Here is a 15,331-nt window from a genome sequence, read left to right as displayed (position 1 = left end):
CGTGCGGCTTTCTTTTTTGCGCTGCGATCATTTACTTGGCATGCGCAGCTTGCAGTTTCTTCGCCATGTCCAGGTGTTTTTGCAGTCCCGGCAACATTTTCTGGGCGAAGCCTTTGAGTTCGACGGCGCCTTTGGTTTTGTCATCCGTTACCGTATTTGCTTCTTTCTTGAATAGTTCGATGGTTTCTTCGTGGGCTTTGACCTGATTGTTTGCGTAGGCCGCATCGAACGATTCATCGCGCATGTCGAGGATTTTTTCCTTGGCCTGCTTTACCAAGGTGGTTTCGTCTGGCACTTCAATGTCGTTTTTCTTCGCGATGGCCGCCAGTTCGTCATTGGCCTTGCCATGATCGGTGATCATCATGTTGGCGAATGCCTTGACGTCCGCCGATTGGCTTTTTTCCAGCGCCAGCCGGCTGGTTTCGATTTCGGCAATACCACCCGCTGCGGCTTTGTCGACGAAATCATTGGAAGTGGCAGCGAATGCCGCGCCCATGCTGGTGCTCAGGGCTACGACCAAGGCGAGGTGGCGCATTTTGAATCCGTCCATTGGTTTTCTCCGCTTGGTTTCAAGGTCAGGTTTCAAGGTCAGGTTTCAAGGGCAGGTTTGATGGGCGATCCGCAGTGATCGTTAAGCTGTGGAGGCGGATTTACCGGCAAAGGTTTTATCGCATTTGCGACAGGACGACGAACGGACGCCGCTGGTCTGACAGGTGGTCGACAGAACCGTCCAAGCAAGGCCATTCTGATAGTTGGCGAGCGCAATCAGTCGCGTTCGCTACCGATTAACAAACGGAGGTGTTCCATGCCGGTGTCCCACGACCTTTATCAGGATCTGAAAATTTCAAAGGAAGATATCCAGCAGAAACGCACCAAGGATCCGTTACTGGATTCACTGATCAACAAGTATTCCCTGGCAGACGCCGAGGTGGTGAAGGCCGAGCAAGCCAAATCCAGCGATGATGCAGTGACGAAGCTCAAGGCCAAGCGCCTGGAGGTCAAGGACAAAATCGTCAGACAGCTGCAGTCGCGGACCTGATCACGATTTAAGAGTTGCAGGAGCGAGGTTGCTCGCTCCCGCATTGTTCCGGCGTTATTGCAGTGCGCTGCTCAAGGGCAAACGCGCCATGTTCCTGGCCTTCAGCGAACCGAAATACAACCAGTCTCCATACTCGCGCACTGTGGTAATCGGGGAGTAGTTGCCGCTGCTGCCGTCCTGCAGGTTGGCGATGACCTTGCCTTGCAGATCCAGACCCAGCACAAAACCACGTTTTTCCACGGGTTTGGGCAGTATGGTCATGGCTCGCACGATCATCTTGCGCAAATACGGGTGAGGTGCGGTGGCATCGAGCAGAGCGTTGCGCGGTGCATACAGCGCCACCCAGAAGCGGTCGCGGCCATTGAATGACAGGTTGTCCGGCAAGCCCGGCAGATTGTCGATGAATATCTCGTGGGTACCGGCGTTCGGTCCGGTCAACCAATAGCGGCTGATGCGATAGGCGCCCGTTTCATTGACCAGTACGTAGGCATCTTCCGGACCCAGCGTCACACCGTTGGCAAACTCCAGTTTGTCCAACAGGACCGAAGTTTTACCGGTCTGAAAGTCATAACGCAGCAATCGACCGTCGCCACCATGCTCAATGATTGCCTCGCCATCCTTGCCATAGCCAAAGCGGCTGGAAGCATCGCTGAAATAAGCAAAGTGCCCCGGTTTGTCGATGACCACGTCGTCAGTGAAACCAAAGGGCACACCATTGGCCTCGGTGGTCAACGCCACCAGTCGACCTTGTGCATCGAGCGACAGCAAGCCTTTGACCGCATCAGCGATGACCAGCAAGCCATTTGGATGGCGGGCCAGCCCCAATGGTCGGCCACCGGTATCGGCGAGCATTTTGGTGATCTTGCCATCCAGGCTGGTGCGGATGACGCGGCCGTCATGCAAACCGCTGATCAGTGCATCATTTTCCAGCAGCAGTGCTTCCGGGCCGTCGATGTCCACTGCGCCCACGCGCTCGATGCCTTTGAGGCGCTGATTGTCGGCGTAGACACCTGCGGTGAGGGGCGGAGCAGGTGACGGCGTCCAGGCCACCGGTTGCACCTTGGTTGGCATCAGCAGCAGGAACCCGCCAATGGCAACAATCAGCAGCAACACCCAATGGTGGAACCTGATCGATCGACTCACGCGCCGACTCCTGATTGTGCCAAGTGCTTTTGTGCCATCTCGCGCAAAGCCAGCATCGACGCCGCCGACTCGTGATCTATTCGCCGCTTGAGCAGCAACCGATTGGCAATGCGCATCGCCAGACCACTGAATTGATACTCCAGCGTGCGGACAAATCGTGTGCTGTCGCCTTGGGCCTCGCATTCGTAAGTCACCACCAGCGACAGTCCATGGTCGCCATCAGCCCGGGCAATCCAACGCCGTCCGGGCAGATACTCGTCGACCACCCAACGCAAATGCCCGTCGCGGCCACCGGCACGGATGTCTTCTTCGAACCGGGCGCCGGCATGCAACGAACCTTTCTGGCCATTGATCTTCAACGATGATGGATGCCACTGCGGCCAGAGGCTCACGGTGCTGGCGTAGGCGAGAACTTCGATGGGATTGCCGGCAATTTCGATCTGGTGCTGCATGCGGGTCATGGCTGTTCTCGTCAGGTACGGGGAGGCCTGCTCCGGTTCCCAGTAAAGGGTGCCGAACAGGTAATCCATCAACGGAAAAACAATGTTGAAATTGCGCTCCTGCATCATCTCGCGGCGATGGTGCAGTTCATGCAGGCGACGCATCTGACGAATCCACGGCAGGCGTGTCAGCGGATTGTGCGGCGGCAAATGTTCGCAGGCATGAAACACTTCATACGTGAGATAACCGAGGACCATGCACCCGCCCACCAGGCCGGCGACGTTGGCGTCAAACTGATTGAGCAGCCACCAGAGGGGCAGGGCGATCACCAGTGTGTGCAACACGATCAGCCATGCGGGAAACAGGATCACCCGCCAGTCGCGGGCGTTGTCGTAAGTCATATGCCCGGGGGCGAAGAAGCTGTGATGGTCGCCGGCATGGCGGGCATAGAACATCCGTGCGAAGGCTTTTTTGTGATGCCCCAGGTGCCGATGCACGATGTAAACGCCAAAGCTGAACGCCAGCAGGGTCAACGGCACCGCCAGCCATTGCAGCGGGCGCACCTGGTGCACGCTAGTCCAGAACATGGCGATGGCCAGCATGCCGAACAACAATACAAAAATGCCATGTAACCAAGGGTTGTAGCGGGGGTGGATGTCGGCGCGGTAGCGGCTGCGGAATGCTTCGGTGGTCTGCCTCACTGCAATCACCTGTCGTTTTTATTATCTCCAGCAGATTAGACGATTTCGACAGGTTGTCCCGCCGAACCTTGAGGACACAACGGCCATGATCCGGTGCAAACCGGACTCACGTCAGCGGGTTCCAGCGTTGCGACCAGTCGTCATCGGACTTGATCACTTCGCGCAGTAGATCGAAAGCCTGTTGCAGGGTTTCCGAGTCGCGATCGCGGGAGTAGACCAGGTAGGTGGGATAACTGAATTCCGGGGCTTTCGCGACGGACTCCAGCACGCCGCTTTCCAGATAGCTCTGCACGACGCGGGTGCGGAAATAGCCACTGCCGCCGTTTTCCAGAATGTATTGCAAGGCCAGCGGGCCAAGATTGAAGCTCAGCGCAGCCTTGGCTTTCTCCGGTAACGCCGCATCGTGCTGGCGCCGGAAGTCCGGGCCCCAATTGATATACACGTAAGGGTCAGGACGCGCAGGATGGCGGACGAGGATGAGTTTTTCTTCGAGAATCTGCTCGACTTGCAGACGCGGCCAGTACTCGGGTTGGTAGACCAGCGCCGCATCCAGCACACCGAGTTCCAGCTGCCGCAGCAGGTTTTCGCCGTCACGAATCTCCATGCGCAGGGCGTGGCCAGGAATTTTTTCCCGCAGTTCAGCGGCCCAACTGAGCATCAGCGGGTTGCACAGGCTGACCTCTCCGCCGATATGCAACACATCGTGGTAACCCTCGGGCAATGGTAGATCGCGCCGCGCCGCTGCCCAGGTTTCCACCAACTGGTTGGCGTACACCACGAAGGCTTCGCCATTGGGCGTCAACCGGGCGCCGGCGCGATTGCGCACGAACAGGGTGCTGCCCAATTGGCTTTCGAGTTTCTGCACTCGGGCGGTGATTGCGGTCTGGGTGACGTGAAGTTTTTCGGCGGCTGCGGCAAGGCTGCCGTGGCGGACGATTTCCAGGAAGGTGCGGGCTAGGTCGATGTCCATGGGGTGGCCGGTGCGAAGAGTGCAGGCATTGTAAGAGCGTAATTGTGCGCAGGCTACAGGCACCGAAAACGACAAATCCCGCCACCAGGGCGGGATTCGTTTGTAGCCAGGCGTGCTCCCGAAAAGCCGGGAGCGACTTGCTTAGCTTGGGAACAGCTCGGACAGTTTCATCGCCAGCATCATGTCGCCTTCAGCGCGCAGTTTGCCGCCCATGAACGCTTGCATGCCGTCGGTTTCACCGCTGACGATGCCTTCCAGGGTTTCGCCGTCCATCACCAGAGTGACCTGGGCGTCCGGGTTCTCGCCTTCCTGCAGTTCGCAGGTCTGGTCCTTGACGATCAGCGAAAAGTTCTTGGTGTCGTCGATGCGGAAACCGAAGACCAGGTCCAGACCGGCAGCAGCGGCTGGGTTGAACTTGGCTTTCATTGCTTGTACTGCATCTGCTACGGAGGTCATGGTTTGATCCTTTTTTCTGATAGATAGAGCAGGGTAATTAGAGCTGGGTGATTACAGCCAGGGTCACAATAGTCCGGACTCAGCGAAACGTGATGAGTTCCGGGGCCTTCAGCAGTTGCAGGTGCGCATGACTGTTGAAGGAAGCCAGAGCCACCTCGCGACCACGAAACTTCAAATGGTTGAGCGAGGTGTTGACGATTTGCCAGTTCAATTCAAAAGCCTGTTTGGCAGGCATTTGCGTAATGAGATGGAGCAGGGCAGTGATGGTGCCGCCGGAGGTGAACACGGCGATTTTCTGCGTGTTGTCGGCCTGTTCGAGGATCCGGTGCAGGCCGGCCTGTACACGCTCGACAAAACCCAGCCAGCTTTCCAGGCCCGGCGTGTCATAGGTCCCCGCCAGCCAGCGCTCGATGATCAGGGCGAAAATGCGCTGAAATTCGCCGCGGTTTTGCGCCGCGTTGCGCAAAATGTTCAGGGCTTCGGGTTCGTCCGGCAGCATGGCGGGCAACAGCGCGCGAATCACTGCGTCGGCATCGAATTCATTAAATGCGGAATCGGTTTCGAGAATGGGAACCGGCAGCCCTACGGCGGCAAATTGCTCCAGGGCGCTGTTGGCCGTGTGCTGCTGGCGACGCAGGTCGCCTGCAATGCAGCGATCGAAGCTGATACCGAGTTCGGCCAGGTGTTGGCCGAGGATTTCTGCCTGACGGATACCGGTCGGCGACAGGACGTCATAGTCGTCTGCACCAAAGGAGGCCTGGCCATGTCGAATCAAATAGATGCTGCCCACGTCCGCGTCATCCCGGTACGTTGAAGGTTTGGCGAGGTTATGAGGATGGCGGTGAGCTGTCAATGAAAAAACATACGCTTGTTTGAAATGCTCGTTCCAGCCGTGTTGCCAGAGGTTTCACGGCTGGTCGCAAGGCTGGCGCATGGGTATGCTGGAGGCATCCCGCGCGCGTAGATGTCGCGCATCGTTTGAGGAGTCCCTGTGGAGTTTTTTTCCGAGTACGCCATTTTTCTGGCCAAGACTGTGACCCTGGTGATCGCCATTCTGGTGGTCCTGGCCAGTTTTGCGGCCTTGCGCAGCAAAGGTCGACGTAAATCGGCCGGGCAGTTACAGGTCAGCAAGCTCAATGATTTCTACAAAGGGCTGCGTGAACGCCTGGAGCAAACCTTGCTCGACAAGGATCAGCTCAAAGCCTTGCGCAAGGTCGAAGCCAAGACCGAGAAAAAACAGAAGAAAAAGCCCGAGGCCAAACCACGGGTGTTCGTGCTGGATTTCGACGGTGACATCAAGGCGTCGGCCACGGAAAGCCTGCGCCATGAAATCACCGCACTGCTGACCCTCGCCACCCCGAAAGACGAAGTGGTGCTGCGTCTGGAAAGCGGTGGCGGTATGGTCCATAGCTACGGACTGGCATCTTCGCAGCTGGCGCGTATCCGTGAAGCCGGCGTGCCATTGACCGTGTGCATCGACAAAGTGGCAGCCAGCGGCGGCTACATGATGGCGTGCATAGGCGAGAAGATCATCAGCGCACCGTTCGCGATTCTCGGTTCGATCGGCGTGGTGGCACAATTGCCCAACGTCAATCGCCTGCTGAAAAAACACGACATCGACTTCGAAGTGCTGACGGCCGGTGAATACAAGCGCACCTTGACGGTGTTCGGCGAAAACACCGAGAAGGGCCGGGAGAAGTTCCAGGAAGACCTGGACATTACTCACCAACTGTTCAAGAACTTCGTATCACGCTACCGCCCGCAACTGGCCATCGACGAAGTCGCCACTGGCGAAATCTGGCTGGGTGTCGCGGCGCTCGACAAGCAACTGGTGGACGAACTCAAGACCAGCGACGAATACCTGGCCGAGCGTGCCAAGCAGTCCGAGCTCTATCACCTGCACTATGCCGAACGCAAAAGCCTGCAGGAACGCATTGGCATGGCGGCCAGTGGTTCGGTGGAGCGTGTGCTGATGAACGTGTGGGGACGCCTGACACAAAATCGATTCTGGTAATGCATGAGCTACACCGGCACTCAATAAAACCGCAGCGTTAGCTGCGGTTTTATTTTGGGCGGAAAGTTGAGTGCGTTAGTTAAGTATTAGAATCTCTAGTCCAATAAATATTTTGTGCTTATTAATGGCGTTTACTTGTCAGGTGCATTGATTAGAATCGGCTTTCCCTAATCAGCAGCAAGGAAGTTGCACAATGGAAATAAGCACTCAATACAATGGTAATCCGGATGACTTAGCTCTTTTTGTAAAGCTATTGCCCGAAGAGTCCATGTTTCTTATCGATCTACGGCCCAAAAAGGATCACAAGGTTGTCCATCGATCCAATGGTGAAATCCTGTTCACCCTTATCAGGCGCCATCAGCCCAGTCCGTCGAAGCCGGACTTCAAGGTTTTCATCGTAGGTGCAAACTGGGGAAGTTTGAACGGTACGTTATTTGAAGATGTCGCTGCATTGGCATATGCCATTCAGAAAAGAGGACTGCAGCAAGTCGCGTTTTAACCCTTCTTTAGAAGCGAAGTTCAAGTAAGGTCTTGATGATCAACATCATCAAGACTTATTTATGGGTGACGGTGGACAAGGCGAGCCCGCTCCTACAAGTGCTATCTGCTTCTTCCCACATTGCAAAACGTTCACATTGGTTAGAGTGAAATCCTTCCACTGCAACGGACTGCGCAATGAACGAGTATCCTCTCCAACCCCTGTACGAGGCGCTGAAGGTCGCTGTCGACACTACGCTGCCACAAACCCCGACCCAGTTTGCCGAGTATCTGATCAAGCAAAAATGGGCTATCGACCCGCAGGATGCCCTGCTTGTCACCCTCGATTACGATTACCGCGGCCATCCTGCACAGGACGGCATTTACCAGGGACAGGTCGCGAATTCGCAAAGCCTGGTTCAGGTGCTGCTCAGCAATTACCAGACCGTCGGCGACGGGCATTTCGGTGAAACGGCTTTCGGACTGTATACGCCGCCGGATATCGGGCCGGCCGTTCGCGTCGTTGAGCATGTCGATGAATTCGCCGATGACGGTAGCGGTAATCACAAAACCTATGAAGGTATTTATCGGCAGACAGTGCCGCAAACCTTCGGGCCGCAGACCCAAATCAATGTGCGGCCCGCAGATTTCAAGAAATGGGTCTGGCAGCTGTCTTTCAAGGATTTGTACAGGGACTATGTCGACAAAGCGTGGCCCACCGACGAGGTGATTGCGGCTGCCGAACCTTTTGCCCTGAGAACATCCACCAAAGCCGCGTTTGTCATGTCCTCCTGGCTGCAACGGCAAGAAAACAGCCTGTCTCCAGAGGGCCTGGAGCTGGCGATGCAGGCGGCGGGTTTGCCTGTCGGCCAGACCTGGGGGACATTGACGATCGAGCAGCTGCAAGCCGTGACGCGAATGCCTTCGAATGTGCAGGCAAACCGTCTCAGGCTTTACCGATACACCGCAACGGATATCTGGTGTTACCGCGAGCGGTCCAGCGGCAGAGTGTTGATGTTTGTCCCGGGCAACTCTTCACCCTTGCACGAGTTTACCGATACCTCCCAGCTGCGCCGGTGGGTCGTTGACCAGGCGCGGGACGCCGAAACGAGGCAGGCGCTGGCTGCGCACTTCGCCAAGGAGGATCGCAGCGACGGCACCTTTCACGCCGGTGTACTTACCGCGCTGGAGGGCATGGCGCAATACCCCAGGGAGCATCGGTTGACGAAGCAGGCCGGCTTCTTCAATGACGATGGCTATTGGAACCCCGATGATTACATTGCCTTCGACCTGGCTTCCCCGAGAACCGACCCTTTCGCGCAACTGGTATCGAGCATGAAGCAGGCCGCTCAGGCCAGCGTCGATACTATTCGTGATGACGCCCAGGTCAACCGCGATAATTTGAACGCGGTCATCGAACCCATTGTGCAATGGGTCAACCGATTCGGTCCGCTGGCATTGTTCGTCCCGGGCGGTGAGGGTTTTCTGGCCCTGGCCGGGCTGCTCGATGCGGCCTATGGCCTGGATCAGGCAGTAACTGCTGAAACGGCCGAACAGCGTTCCGAGGGTGTGACCCGCACGGTCTTCGGGTTGCTCAACGCGTTGCCTCTGGTTGCGGATGCCACGTCGGCCATTGGCGAAGAGGCTCAGGCTGGCAAGCTGATTCCGTCGCAAGACTTACCGCGCGAACCCGCAGCCGGACCCCATCCCGAACCCACCGCATTGCCTGCACCGCCACCTGGGCCAATGCCCTCACGGGTGGATCTGCTGCGGGGCGTCGGCGCGCCTGCGGGCACATTCAGTGACGAGGTGCTGGCACAGATCGGCAAGGTCAGTGCGGTCGACAATGACATGCTGCGCCTGATGCAGTCTGGCCGGCCGCCGACCCCGTTGCTGGCGGACACCATTGAGCGCTTCAGCATCGATCAGGAAGTCATGGCACAAACTCGTTCATCCACCGCGCCAGGTGACCTTTTCTATCAGCGGTATCAGGCGCTGCAGCAGTCCGAATACGAATGGGTGAAGCTGTTCCAGCGCCAATATCCCGAATTGCCGAGAACGGCTGTGGAACAAATGCTCGATCGCTATGGGGTTGATTTGACGGCGGCACCGGACGCTTCCCAGGCCCGGTGGCTGTTGAGACAACTCGATGGCAAGGCTCGTCAATACCAGCAGCATGTGCGCCTGAACCGGGCCTATGAAGGTCTTTATCTGCAGTCAATCGCCAATCCTGCGTCGGATACCCTGGCCCTGCATTCAATGAGCCGTCTGCCAGGTTGGCCCAAAGGTTTGCGCATCGAAGTGCGCGACGCCTCCATCGGCGGACGCCTGCTGGATCGCAGCGGACCGCTCGAAGCGCCGGATTGCCGGATCCTGATCAGGGTGGAGGCGGGATATCTGCCGTCCACGCAAGCGGCTTCAACCACCGATGTCTACTCAGCGGTTGCAGAGCTGTTGTCAGAGGATGAGCGCTCGGCCTTAGGGCTGATATCCAGTGACCCGGGCAAACAACTTAAACTCAAGATCGGTGACCAACCGTTGCCCCGTTCAGAGCTCATGCTGGGGTTGGGCAGGATGGACTCCGGTTTGCCCTTCGAAGCACAGGGCTTGAAAGGCGGAGGTTTTCCGGATACGCCCCACGCCGCGCAATTGACCCACGAAATCATGAGGTTGCAGCTCAGGGAGATCTATCCTGAATTCACCGACAGTGAGGCCGATGACGTTCTGCTACCTCTGGGCAGTGGTGCGCAACGCCACATCGACACGTTGCGCCAGCAAATGCATCAACTGCATATGGACATCGATACCTGGATCGATCAGGTGGGAGTGGATATCGACGAAATGGATATCCCGTTCCTGAACATGGGCGATCCTGGAACAGAAGGATTGACCCACGCGCAACTTGCTTTGCGCAATGCACAGATGATCCAGGACACCATGCGCCAGGAAACGGCGACTCGTGACGAGTTGGCCGAAGAGTTGATCGCCATCTGGAAAAAACGCGCACCGCAGGAACATAGCCACTATTCAGGCAATCATGTCGATGGTTTCGTGATGGACATGAGCCACGAAGACTACCATCGGCTGCCGGCGCTCAACGTGCGTTTCAATGATGTCATCGGGCTGAATCTGCAGCAGTTGCAGTTGACGGAAGGAGAGACGCTCAATGGCTTTCTGGAGTGTTTTGCGAACCTGCGGACACTCAATCTGCAAGACACTGACCTGCGGTTATTCAACCTCGATGGTGAACTGGAATCTGTGTTGCCACCGGCCGTTGCCCAGTTGCAGCATCTGACAACCTTGAATCTGCGTGCCACCCAACTGACCTTTGAGGAAACCACGGCAGCGCAGTTGAGCTCGCTGACCAATTTGCAATCGCTGGACTTGAGCGAAAACCCGTTGCGCGTTCCACCGGTGATACTGGGAATGGACAAGCTACGTTCGCTCAATCTGAACAACACCCGCATTACCACGTGCCCCATCGGGGTCATGGATCAGCCCTACCTGACGACCCTGGATCTGCGTAACAACGGCATTCGCCGAGTGCCGCTGGCCGTGCTGAATCAAGCCATCGCCAGGGATCGGGTGCTGCTGTGGAATAACCCGCTGGATGATGAGGACACCTTGCGGCGGTTGGTCACGCATCGGGAGCAAACAGGCATCAACTTGTGGCTGGGTGCGCCTGGCCCCGCGTATTCGGATCCGCTGGCCTGGTTGAACGGGATTGAAGGAACGCAGCGAAACGCTCGGCTTGAGGTCTGGCAGCGCCTGGCGCTCAGGCCGGGAGGTGGGCGATTTTTAGGAACGATGAATACCCTGACCCTCACCGCGGATTTCCGGGTCAATTACCTGGATCTTCAAACACGGGTCTGGCGACTGCTGGTCGATGCGGATGCATCGGATGAACTGCTGGAGCGCTTGACCCGCAATACGCCGATTCCGGCGGGCGCTCTGGATAACCCTGTCGCGGTGTTCACGGCATTGGAAAGCCGTGCGCAGTTATACCGGGACTGGGCGGCGTTGGGGCAACCGATTCCCATCCAGCAATAAGGATTTCAAGGGCGGGTAGCCAATAGCCCTGCTGCCGATGGGGAGCAGGGCTACAGCGGTCAACGGCGACGGAACAGCGGCAGCGGTTCGTCGGTGGCGGCCTGATAGGTCACCGAGAAGTCCTTGAGACCTTCCAGGGCTTCGTATGGGTCTTTATCGGCGCGGATCGCGAATGCATCGAAACCGCAGCGGTGCATGTAGAACAATTGATCGCGCAGCACGTCGCCAATCGCCCGCAATTCGCCTTTGAAACCGTAGCGGTCACGCAGCAGACGGGCGTTGGAGTAGTTGCGGCCATCGGTGAAGGCCGGGAAGTTCAAGGCGATGACCTGGAAACTCTCGACGTCCTCGCCGATTTCCTCGGCTTCTTCATCGGCATCCAGCCAGATACCCAGGCCGCCGTCGCGGGCCAGGAGCATACGGCTGTGTTCGCGCCACAATTGCAGCGGAACGATGTAGTCGTCGCAGTTGGTGATCTCGTCGATGTTGAAATCCTTGGGCAGCAGGTGCCAGGTTTCGTCGACGACGGCGTTGTTCTTAATGATTCGCTGCATAGACGCGTTCCTTGAAGAGGTCGATGCCAATACGCTGATAGGTGTCGATGAAGCGCTCGTCTTCGGTACGTTGTTCGATGTACACGTCGATCAGCTTCTCGATCACGTCAGGCATGTCTTCCTGAGCGAAGGACGGGCCAAGGATCTTGCCCAGGCTGGCGTCGCGACTGGCGCTGCCGCCGAGGGAAACCTGATAGAACTCTTCGCCTTTCTTGTCCACCCCGAGAATGCCGATGTGGCCGACGTGGTGGTGACCGCAGGCGTTCATGCAACCGGAGATGTTCAGGTCCAGTTCGCCGATATCGAACAGGTAGTCCAGGTCGTCGAAACGGCGCTGGATCGATTCGGCGATCGGGATCGACTTGGCGTTGGCCAGGGAGCAGAAATCGCCGCCCGGGCAGCAGATGATGTCAGTCAGCAGGCCGATGTTCGGCGTGGCGAAACCTTTCTCGCGCAATTCGCCCCACAGCGTGAACAATTTGTCCTGTTCAACGTCGGCCAGAATGATGTTCTGTTCGTGGGAGGTGCGCAGTTGACCGAAGCTATAGCGGTCGGCCAGGTCGGCCACGGCGTCCAGCTGCTTGTCAGTGATGTCGCCCGGTGCTACACCGGTCGGCTTCAACGACAGGGTCACGGCAACATAACCCGGCTTCTTGTGGGCCAGGGTGTTGCGCGCGCGCCAGCGGGCGAAGCCCGGGTGTTGCTGGTCGAGTTCGGCCAGGGCAGCGTTCTGGTTGTCGAGGGACTTGTAGTCTGGATCGACGAAATGTTTGGCGACGCGATGTACCTCGGCTTCGGTCAGCGTGGTCTGGCCACCGCGCAGGTGCTCCATTTCCGCATCGACTTTCTGCGCGAAAACTTCAGGCGTCAGCGCTTTCACCAGGATCTTGATCCGCGCCTTGTACTTGTTGTCGCGACGGCCATAGCGGTTGTAGACACGCAGGATGGCGTCGAGATAGCTCAACAGGTCTTGCCACGGCAGGAATTCATTGATGAATGCGCCCACCACAGGGGTACGCCCCAAACCACCGCCGACCAGCACACGGAAGCCCAGTTCGCCAGCGGCGTTGTGCACCGGCTCAAGGCCGATGTCGTGGACTTCGATGGCGGCACGGTCGGAGGTCGAACCGTTCACGGCGATCTTGAATTTGCGTGGCAGGTAGGCGAATTCCGGGTGGAACGTGGTCCACTGGCGGACGATCTCGCACCATGGGCGCGGGTCGATGAGTTCGTCGGCGGCGACACCGGCGAACTGGTCGGTGGTGACGTTGCGCAGGCAGTTGCCGCTGGTCTGGATCGCGTGCATCTGCACGGTGGCCAGTTCAGCGAGGATGTCCGGGATATCTTCCACGGCCGGCCAGTTGAACTGCACGTTCTGCCGGGTACTGATATGGGCGTAGCCCTTGTCGTAGTCCCGGGCGATCTTGGCCATCATTCGCATTTGTCGCGAAGTCAGCTGGCCGTAAGGCACCGCGACTCGCAACATCGGTGCGAAACGCTGGATGTAAAGGCCATTTTGCAGGCGCAGGGGGCGGAATTCTTCTTCGCTCAGCTCACCTGCCAGATAGCGTCGGGTCTGATCACGGAACTGCTTGACGCGGTCCTCGATGATCCGCTGATCGTATTCGTCGTATACGTACATATAAGTCCTGTTCTCAGGCTTGGGTCGCTCGGATGCAGCTGCGTTTTTTGCTTGCCGCAGTCCAAGAGCCTCTGCAATTCTGCGCGCACGGCCGCGCACTCCTAATGGAGCCGGGGCAAGATACCAGTTTGCAGTTATGCGCAAAAGTGATGTTTGAGTATATATAAAGAACCAAATCGCCTAACGAGAAGGGTTGTTAGATAACCCACATTTGTCGTGCGGGCAATCATCGTCTTAACTGTGGTCGAGTCCTTATGCAATCACCGATAAAACCGACAAGAGGCGATGCAATGAGCAACCCAACCAAAGCAAGGAAAAGCGACAGCACAGTCGATGCCTGGGCGATTCTGTTCCTGATCATTCTTGTGGTCGGCACCGCCGTATTCTGGGTAAGTCATCAATAACCGACCCGACCGAGCCTCGTTCCGACGATTGTCGGACAAAAACCGCAATAAACGCCGTTTTGCGGACGTTCGCTGGCTATAATGCGTGGCGAATTTCCGGGGGCTCGGACGACACATGTTGAAGTTTCTAAGGGGTGCATTGCTGGCGCTGGGCATGGTCGCGGGACCGTGTGCTCAAGCGGCGTCAGTGCTGTTCCTCAACCCGGGGACCACCAGGGAAGCCTTTTGGGTCAGCTATTCGCAATTCATGCAGGCGGCCGCCGCTGATCTGGGCATGGACCTGCGCATCCAGTATTCCGACCGGGTTCCTGAAAACATTATCAAGCAGGCACGCGAAGCCCTGCAGGGCAGCGATCGCCCCGACTATCTGGTGTTCGTCAACGAGCAATCGGTCGCCCCCGAAGTACTGCGCCTGGCTCAAGGCAGCGGGGTGAAGTTATTCATGGTCAACAATGCCCTGACGGTGGATCAGATAAAACTGCTCGGCGCCCGACCGAACAAGTATCCCGACTGGATCGGCAGCCTGGTGCCCAATGACGAGGAGGGCGGTTACCTGATGCTCAAGGAACTGATCCGCTCGCATCCTCCGGTAGCGCCGGGCGAAATGATTGATCTGCTGGCTTTTTCCGGGCTGAAAGTGACGCCCTCGGCGCAGTTGCGGGAAAAAGGCATGCGTCGGGCGCTGGCGGAACACCCGCAAGTGCGTTTGCGCCAGCTGGTGTATGGCGGCTGGACCCGTCAGCGCGCCTACGAGCAAGCCAAGCTGTTGTTCAAGCGCTATCCGCAGACTTCACTGGTGTGGGCGGCCAACGACGAAATGGCGTTTGGCGTCATGCAGGCGTATGTCGAATCAGGGGGAGTCCCGGGCAAGGACGCGTTGTTCGGCGCCATCAACAATTCACCCGAGGCATTGCAGGCTCTGCTCGACAATCGCTTGAGCGTATTGCTTGGCGGGCATTTCAGCCTGGGCGGCTGGGCGTTGGTTGAACTGCATGATTATGACGAAGGGATCGACATCAGCCAGTACGGCGGTCGCGACCGACAGATTCCACTGTTGCAACTGATCAACCGTTCGCAAGCCAAACGACTGTTGGCAATGAGTCGCACGCAGGACTACGGGGTGGATTTCCACAAGCTTTCGGCCAAGGGACGACCCGCGTCATACCGCTATCCGTTCAGCCTGCAAACCCTGATGCACTGACCCGTTTCAGATCCCTGCCAGCAGCAGCACCAGTTTGACGATGCCGAACAGCGTCAGGGCAAACACCGTGGTGAACAAAATCCCCAGGATCACGAAATGACTCGGCTTGCCATGGGTGAAGTCCCGCGCCCGGTTCTTGCCGCTCTGCACCCCGAACGCTGCCGCCATGACGCTGTGCAACATCTGCCAGAAAGTGGGCGGCTTGTTATCGGCTGGATCGTCCATAAACCCTTGTCTCC

The 15,331-nt window shown here is 57.6% G+C and carries 14 protein-coding genes; 5 read left to right on the top strand and 9 right to left on the bottom strand.

Annotated elements, in window-relative coordinates; genetic code table 11:
* Positions 1–31: 31 nt before the first annotated feature.
* Positions 32–550 carry a DUF4142 domain-containing protein gene (locus tag D8U73_RS00545; RefSeq protein WP_056852834.1) on the bottom strand — a complete coding sequence of 173 codons (519 nt, stop codon included), beginning with the start codon at positions 548–550 and terminating at the stop codon, positions 32–34.
* Between the two features lie 255 nt (positions 551–805).
* On the opposite strand from D8U73_RS00545, the gene D8U73_RS00540 reads away from it, so the two are divergent.
* Positions 806–1,039, top strand: a complete 234-nt coding sequence (locus D8U73_RS00540; protein WP_130903444.1) for a DUF465 domain-containing protein — start codon at positions 806–808, stop codon at positions 1,037–1,039.
* A 54-nt stretch (positions 1,040–1,093) separates the two neighbouring features.
* On the opposite strand, the gene D8U73_RS00535 is transcribed toward D8U73_RS00540, so the two are convergent.
* From D8U73_RS00535 to D8U73_RS00515, 5 genes are all read right to left on the bottom strand, one after another.
* On the bottom strand, positions 1,094–2,182 hold the full coding sequence (locus tag D8U73_RS00535) for an SMP-30/gluconolactonase/LRE family protein (RefSeq protein WP_130903443.1): 1,089 nt from the start codon (positions 2,180–2,182) through the stop codon (positions 1,094–1,096).
* Positions 2,179–3,324: an SRPBCC family protein gene (locus D8U73_RS00530; RefSeq protein WP_130903442.1), complete on the bottom strand. Its 1,146-nt coding sequence runs from the start codon at positions 3,322–3,324 to the stop codon at positions 2,179–2,181. The genes D8U73_RS00535 and D8U73_RS00530 overlap by 4 nt, the downstream gene beginning before the upstream one ends.
* A 106-nt stretch (positions 3,325–3,430) precedes the next feature.
* Positions 3,431–4,294: a LysR family transcriptional regulator gene (locus D8U73_RS00525; RefSeq protein ID WP_130903441.1), complete on the bottom strand. Its 864-nt coding sequence runs from the start codon at positions 4,292–4,294 to the stop codon at positions 3,431–3,433.
* A 141-nt stretch (positions 4,295–4,435) separates the two neighbouring features.
* Complete coding sequence (locus D8U73_RS00520; RefSeq protein ID WP_007987439.1) at positions 4,436–4,750, bottom strand: SCP2 sterol-binding domain-containing protein; 315 nt, start codon at positions 4,748–4,750, stop codon at positions 4,436–4,438.
* Between the two features lie 79 nt (positions 4,751–4,829).
* The gene (locus D8U73_RS00515) at positions 4,830–5,540 is read right to left on the bottom strand and encodes a histidine phosphatase family protein (protein ID WP_130903440.1); all 711 of its coding nucleotides are present in this window, start codon (positions 5,538–5,540) and stop codon (positions 4,830–4,832) included.
* A 201-nt stretch (positions 5,541–5,741) separates the two neighbouring features.
* On the opposite strand from D8U73_RS00515, the gene sohB reads away from it, so the two are divergent.
* From sohB to D8U73_RS00500, 3 genes are all read left to right on the top strand, one after another.
* Positions 5,742–6,764: a protease SohB gene (gene sohB, locus D8U73_RS00510; RefSeq protein WP_130903439.1), complete on the top strand. Its 1,023-nt coding sequence runs from the start codon at positions 5,742–5,744 to the stop codon at positions 6,762–6,764.
* Positions 6,765–6,957: 193 nt separating this feature from the next.
* Entirely contained in the window at positions 6,958–7,263 is a 306-nt protein-coding gene (locus tag D8U73_RS00505) for a hypothetical protein (protein ID WP_056852827.1), read from the top strand.
* Positions 7,264–7,439: 176 nt separating this feature from the next.
* Positions 7,440–11,291: a DUF6543 domain-containing protein gene (locus D8U73_RS00500; RefSeq protein ID WP_130903438.1), complete on the top strand. Its 3,852-nt coding sequence runs from the start codon at positions 7,440–7,442 to the stop codon at positions 11,289–11,291.
* Positions 11,292–11,350: 59 nt separating this feature from the next.
* Here the strand turns inward: D8U73_RS00500 and D8U73_RS00495 are convergent, their stop codons facing one another.
* Entirely contained in the window at positions 11,351–11,845 is a 495-nt protein-coding gene (locus D8U73_RS00495) for a DUF934 domain-containing protein (protein WP_056852825.1), read from the bottom strand.
* Positions 11,829–13,487, bottom strand: a complete 1,659-nt coding sequence (locus D8U73_RS00490) for a nitrite/sulfite reductase (protein ID WP_130903437.1) — start codon at positions 13,485–13,487, stop codon at positions 11,829–11,831. Before D8U73_RS00490 ends, D8U73_RS00495 begins: the two co-directional genes overlap by 17 nt.
* A 519-nt stretch (positions 13,488–14,006) precedes the next feature.
* On the opposite strand from D8U73_RS00490, the gene D8U73_RS00485 reads away from it, so the two are divergent.
* On the top strand, positions 14,007–15,092 hold the full coding sequence (locus D8U73_RS00485; protein ID WP_056852823.1) for an ABC transporter substrate-binding protein: 1,086 nt from the start codon (positions 14,007–14,009) through the stop codon (positions 15,090–15,092).
* Positions 15,093–15,098: 6 nt separating this feature from the next.
* On the opposite strand, the gene D8U73_RS00480 is transcribed toward D8U73_RS00485, so the two are convergent.
* Positions 15,099–15,317 (bottom strand): DUF2970 domain-containing protein, encoded by a 219-nt coding sequence (locus D8U73_RS00480; protein ID WP_056852822.1) that lies wholly within the window; start codon positions 15,315–15,317, stop codon positions 15,099–15,101.
* Between the last annotated feature and the right edge of the window lie 14 nt (positions 15,318–15,331).

The sequence above is a fragment of the Pseudomonas sp. Sample_22 genome (assembly GCF_004307635.1).
In the GTDB taxonomy this organism is placed as follows: domain Bacteria; phylum Pseudomonadota; class Gammaproteobacteria; order Pseudomonadales; family Pseudomonadaceae; genus Aquipseudomonas.
This window is presented reverse-complemented; position numbering and strand designations above follow the sequence as displayed.

What these genes read in the sequence shown, in the direction of transcription:
- D8U73_RS00480 (WP_056852822.1), bottom strand. Translation starts at nt 15,317, where the DNA reads ATGGACGATCCAGCCGATAACAAGCCGCCCACTTTCTGGCAGATGTTG.
- D8U73_RS00505 (WP_056852827.1), top strand. Translation starts at nt 6,958, where the DNA reads ATGGAAATAAGCACTCAATACAATGGTAATCCGGATGACTTAGCTCTT.
- D8U73_RS00490 (WP_130903437.1), bottom strand. Translation starts at nt 13,487, where the DNA reads ATGTACGTATACGACGAATACGATCAGCGGATCATCGAGGACCGCGTC.
- D8U73_RS00495 (WP_056852825.1), bottom strand. Translation starts at nt 11,845, where the DNA reads ATGCAGCGAATCATTAAGAACAACGCCGTCGTCGACGAAACCTGGCAC.
- D8U73_RS00545 (WP_056852834.1), bottom strand. Translation starts at nt 550, where the DNA reads ATGGACGGATTCAAAATGCGCCACCTCGCCTTGGTCGTAGCCCTGAGC.
- D8U73_RS00540 (WP_130903444.1), top strand. Translation starts at nt 806, where the DNA reads ATGCCGGTGTCCCACGACCTTTATCAGGATCTGAAAATTTCAAAGGAA.
- D8U73_RS00500 (WP_130903438.1), top strand. Translation starts at nt 7,440, where the DNA reads ATGAACGAGTATCCTCTCCAACCCCTGTACGAGGCGCTGAAGGTCGCT.
- D8U73_RS00485 (WP_056852823.1), top strand. Translation starts at nt 14,007, where the DNA reads ATGTTGAAGTTTCTAAGGGGTGCATTGCTGGCGCTGGGCATGGTCGCG.
- D8U73_RS00525 (WP_130903441.1), bottom strand. Translation starts at nt 4,294, where the DNA reads ATGGACATCGACCTAGCCCGCACCTTCCTGGAAATCGTCCGCCACGGC.
- D8U73_RS00520 (WP_007987439.1), bottom strand. Translation starts at nt 4,750, where the DNA reads ATGACCTCCGTAGCAGATGCAGTACAAGCAATGAAAGCCAAGTTCAAC.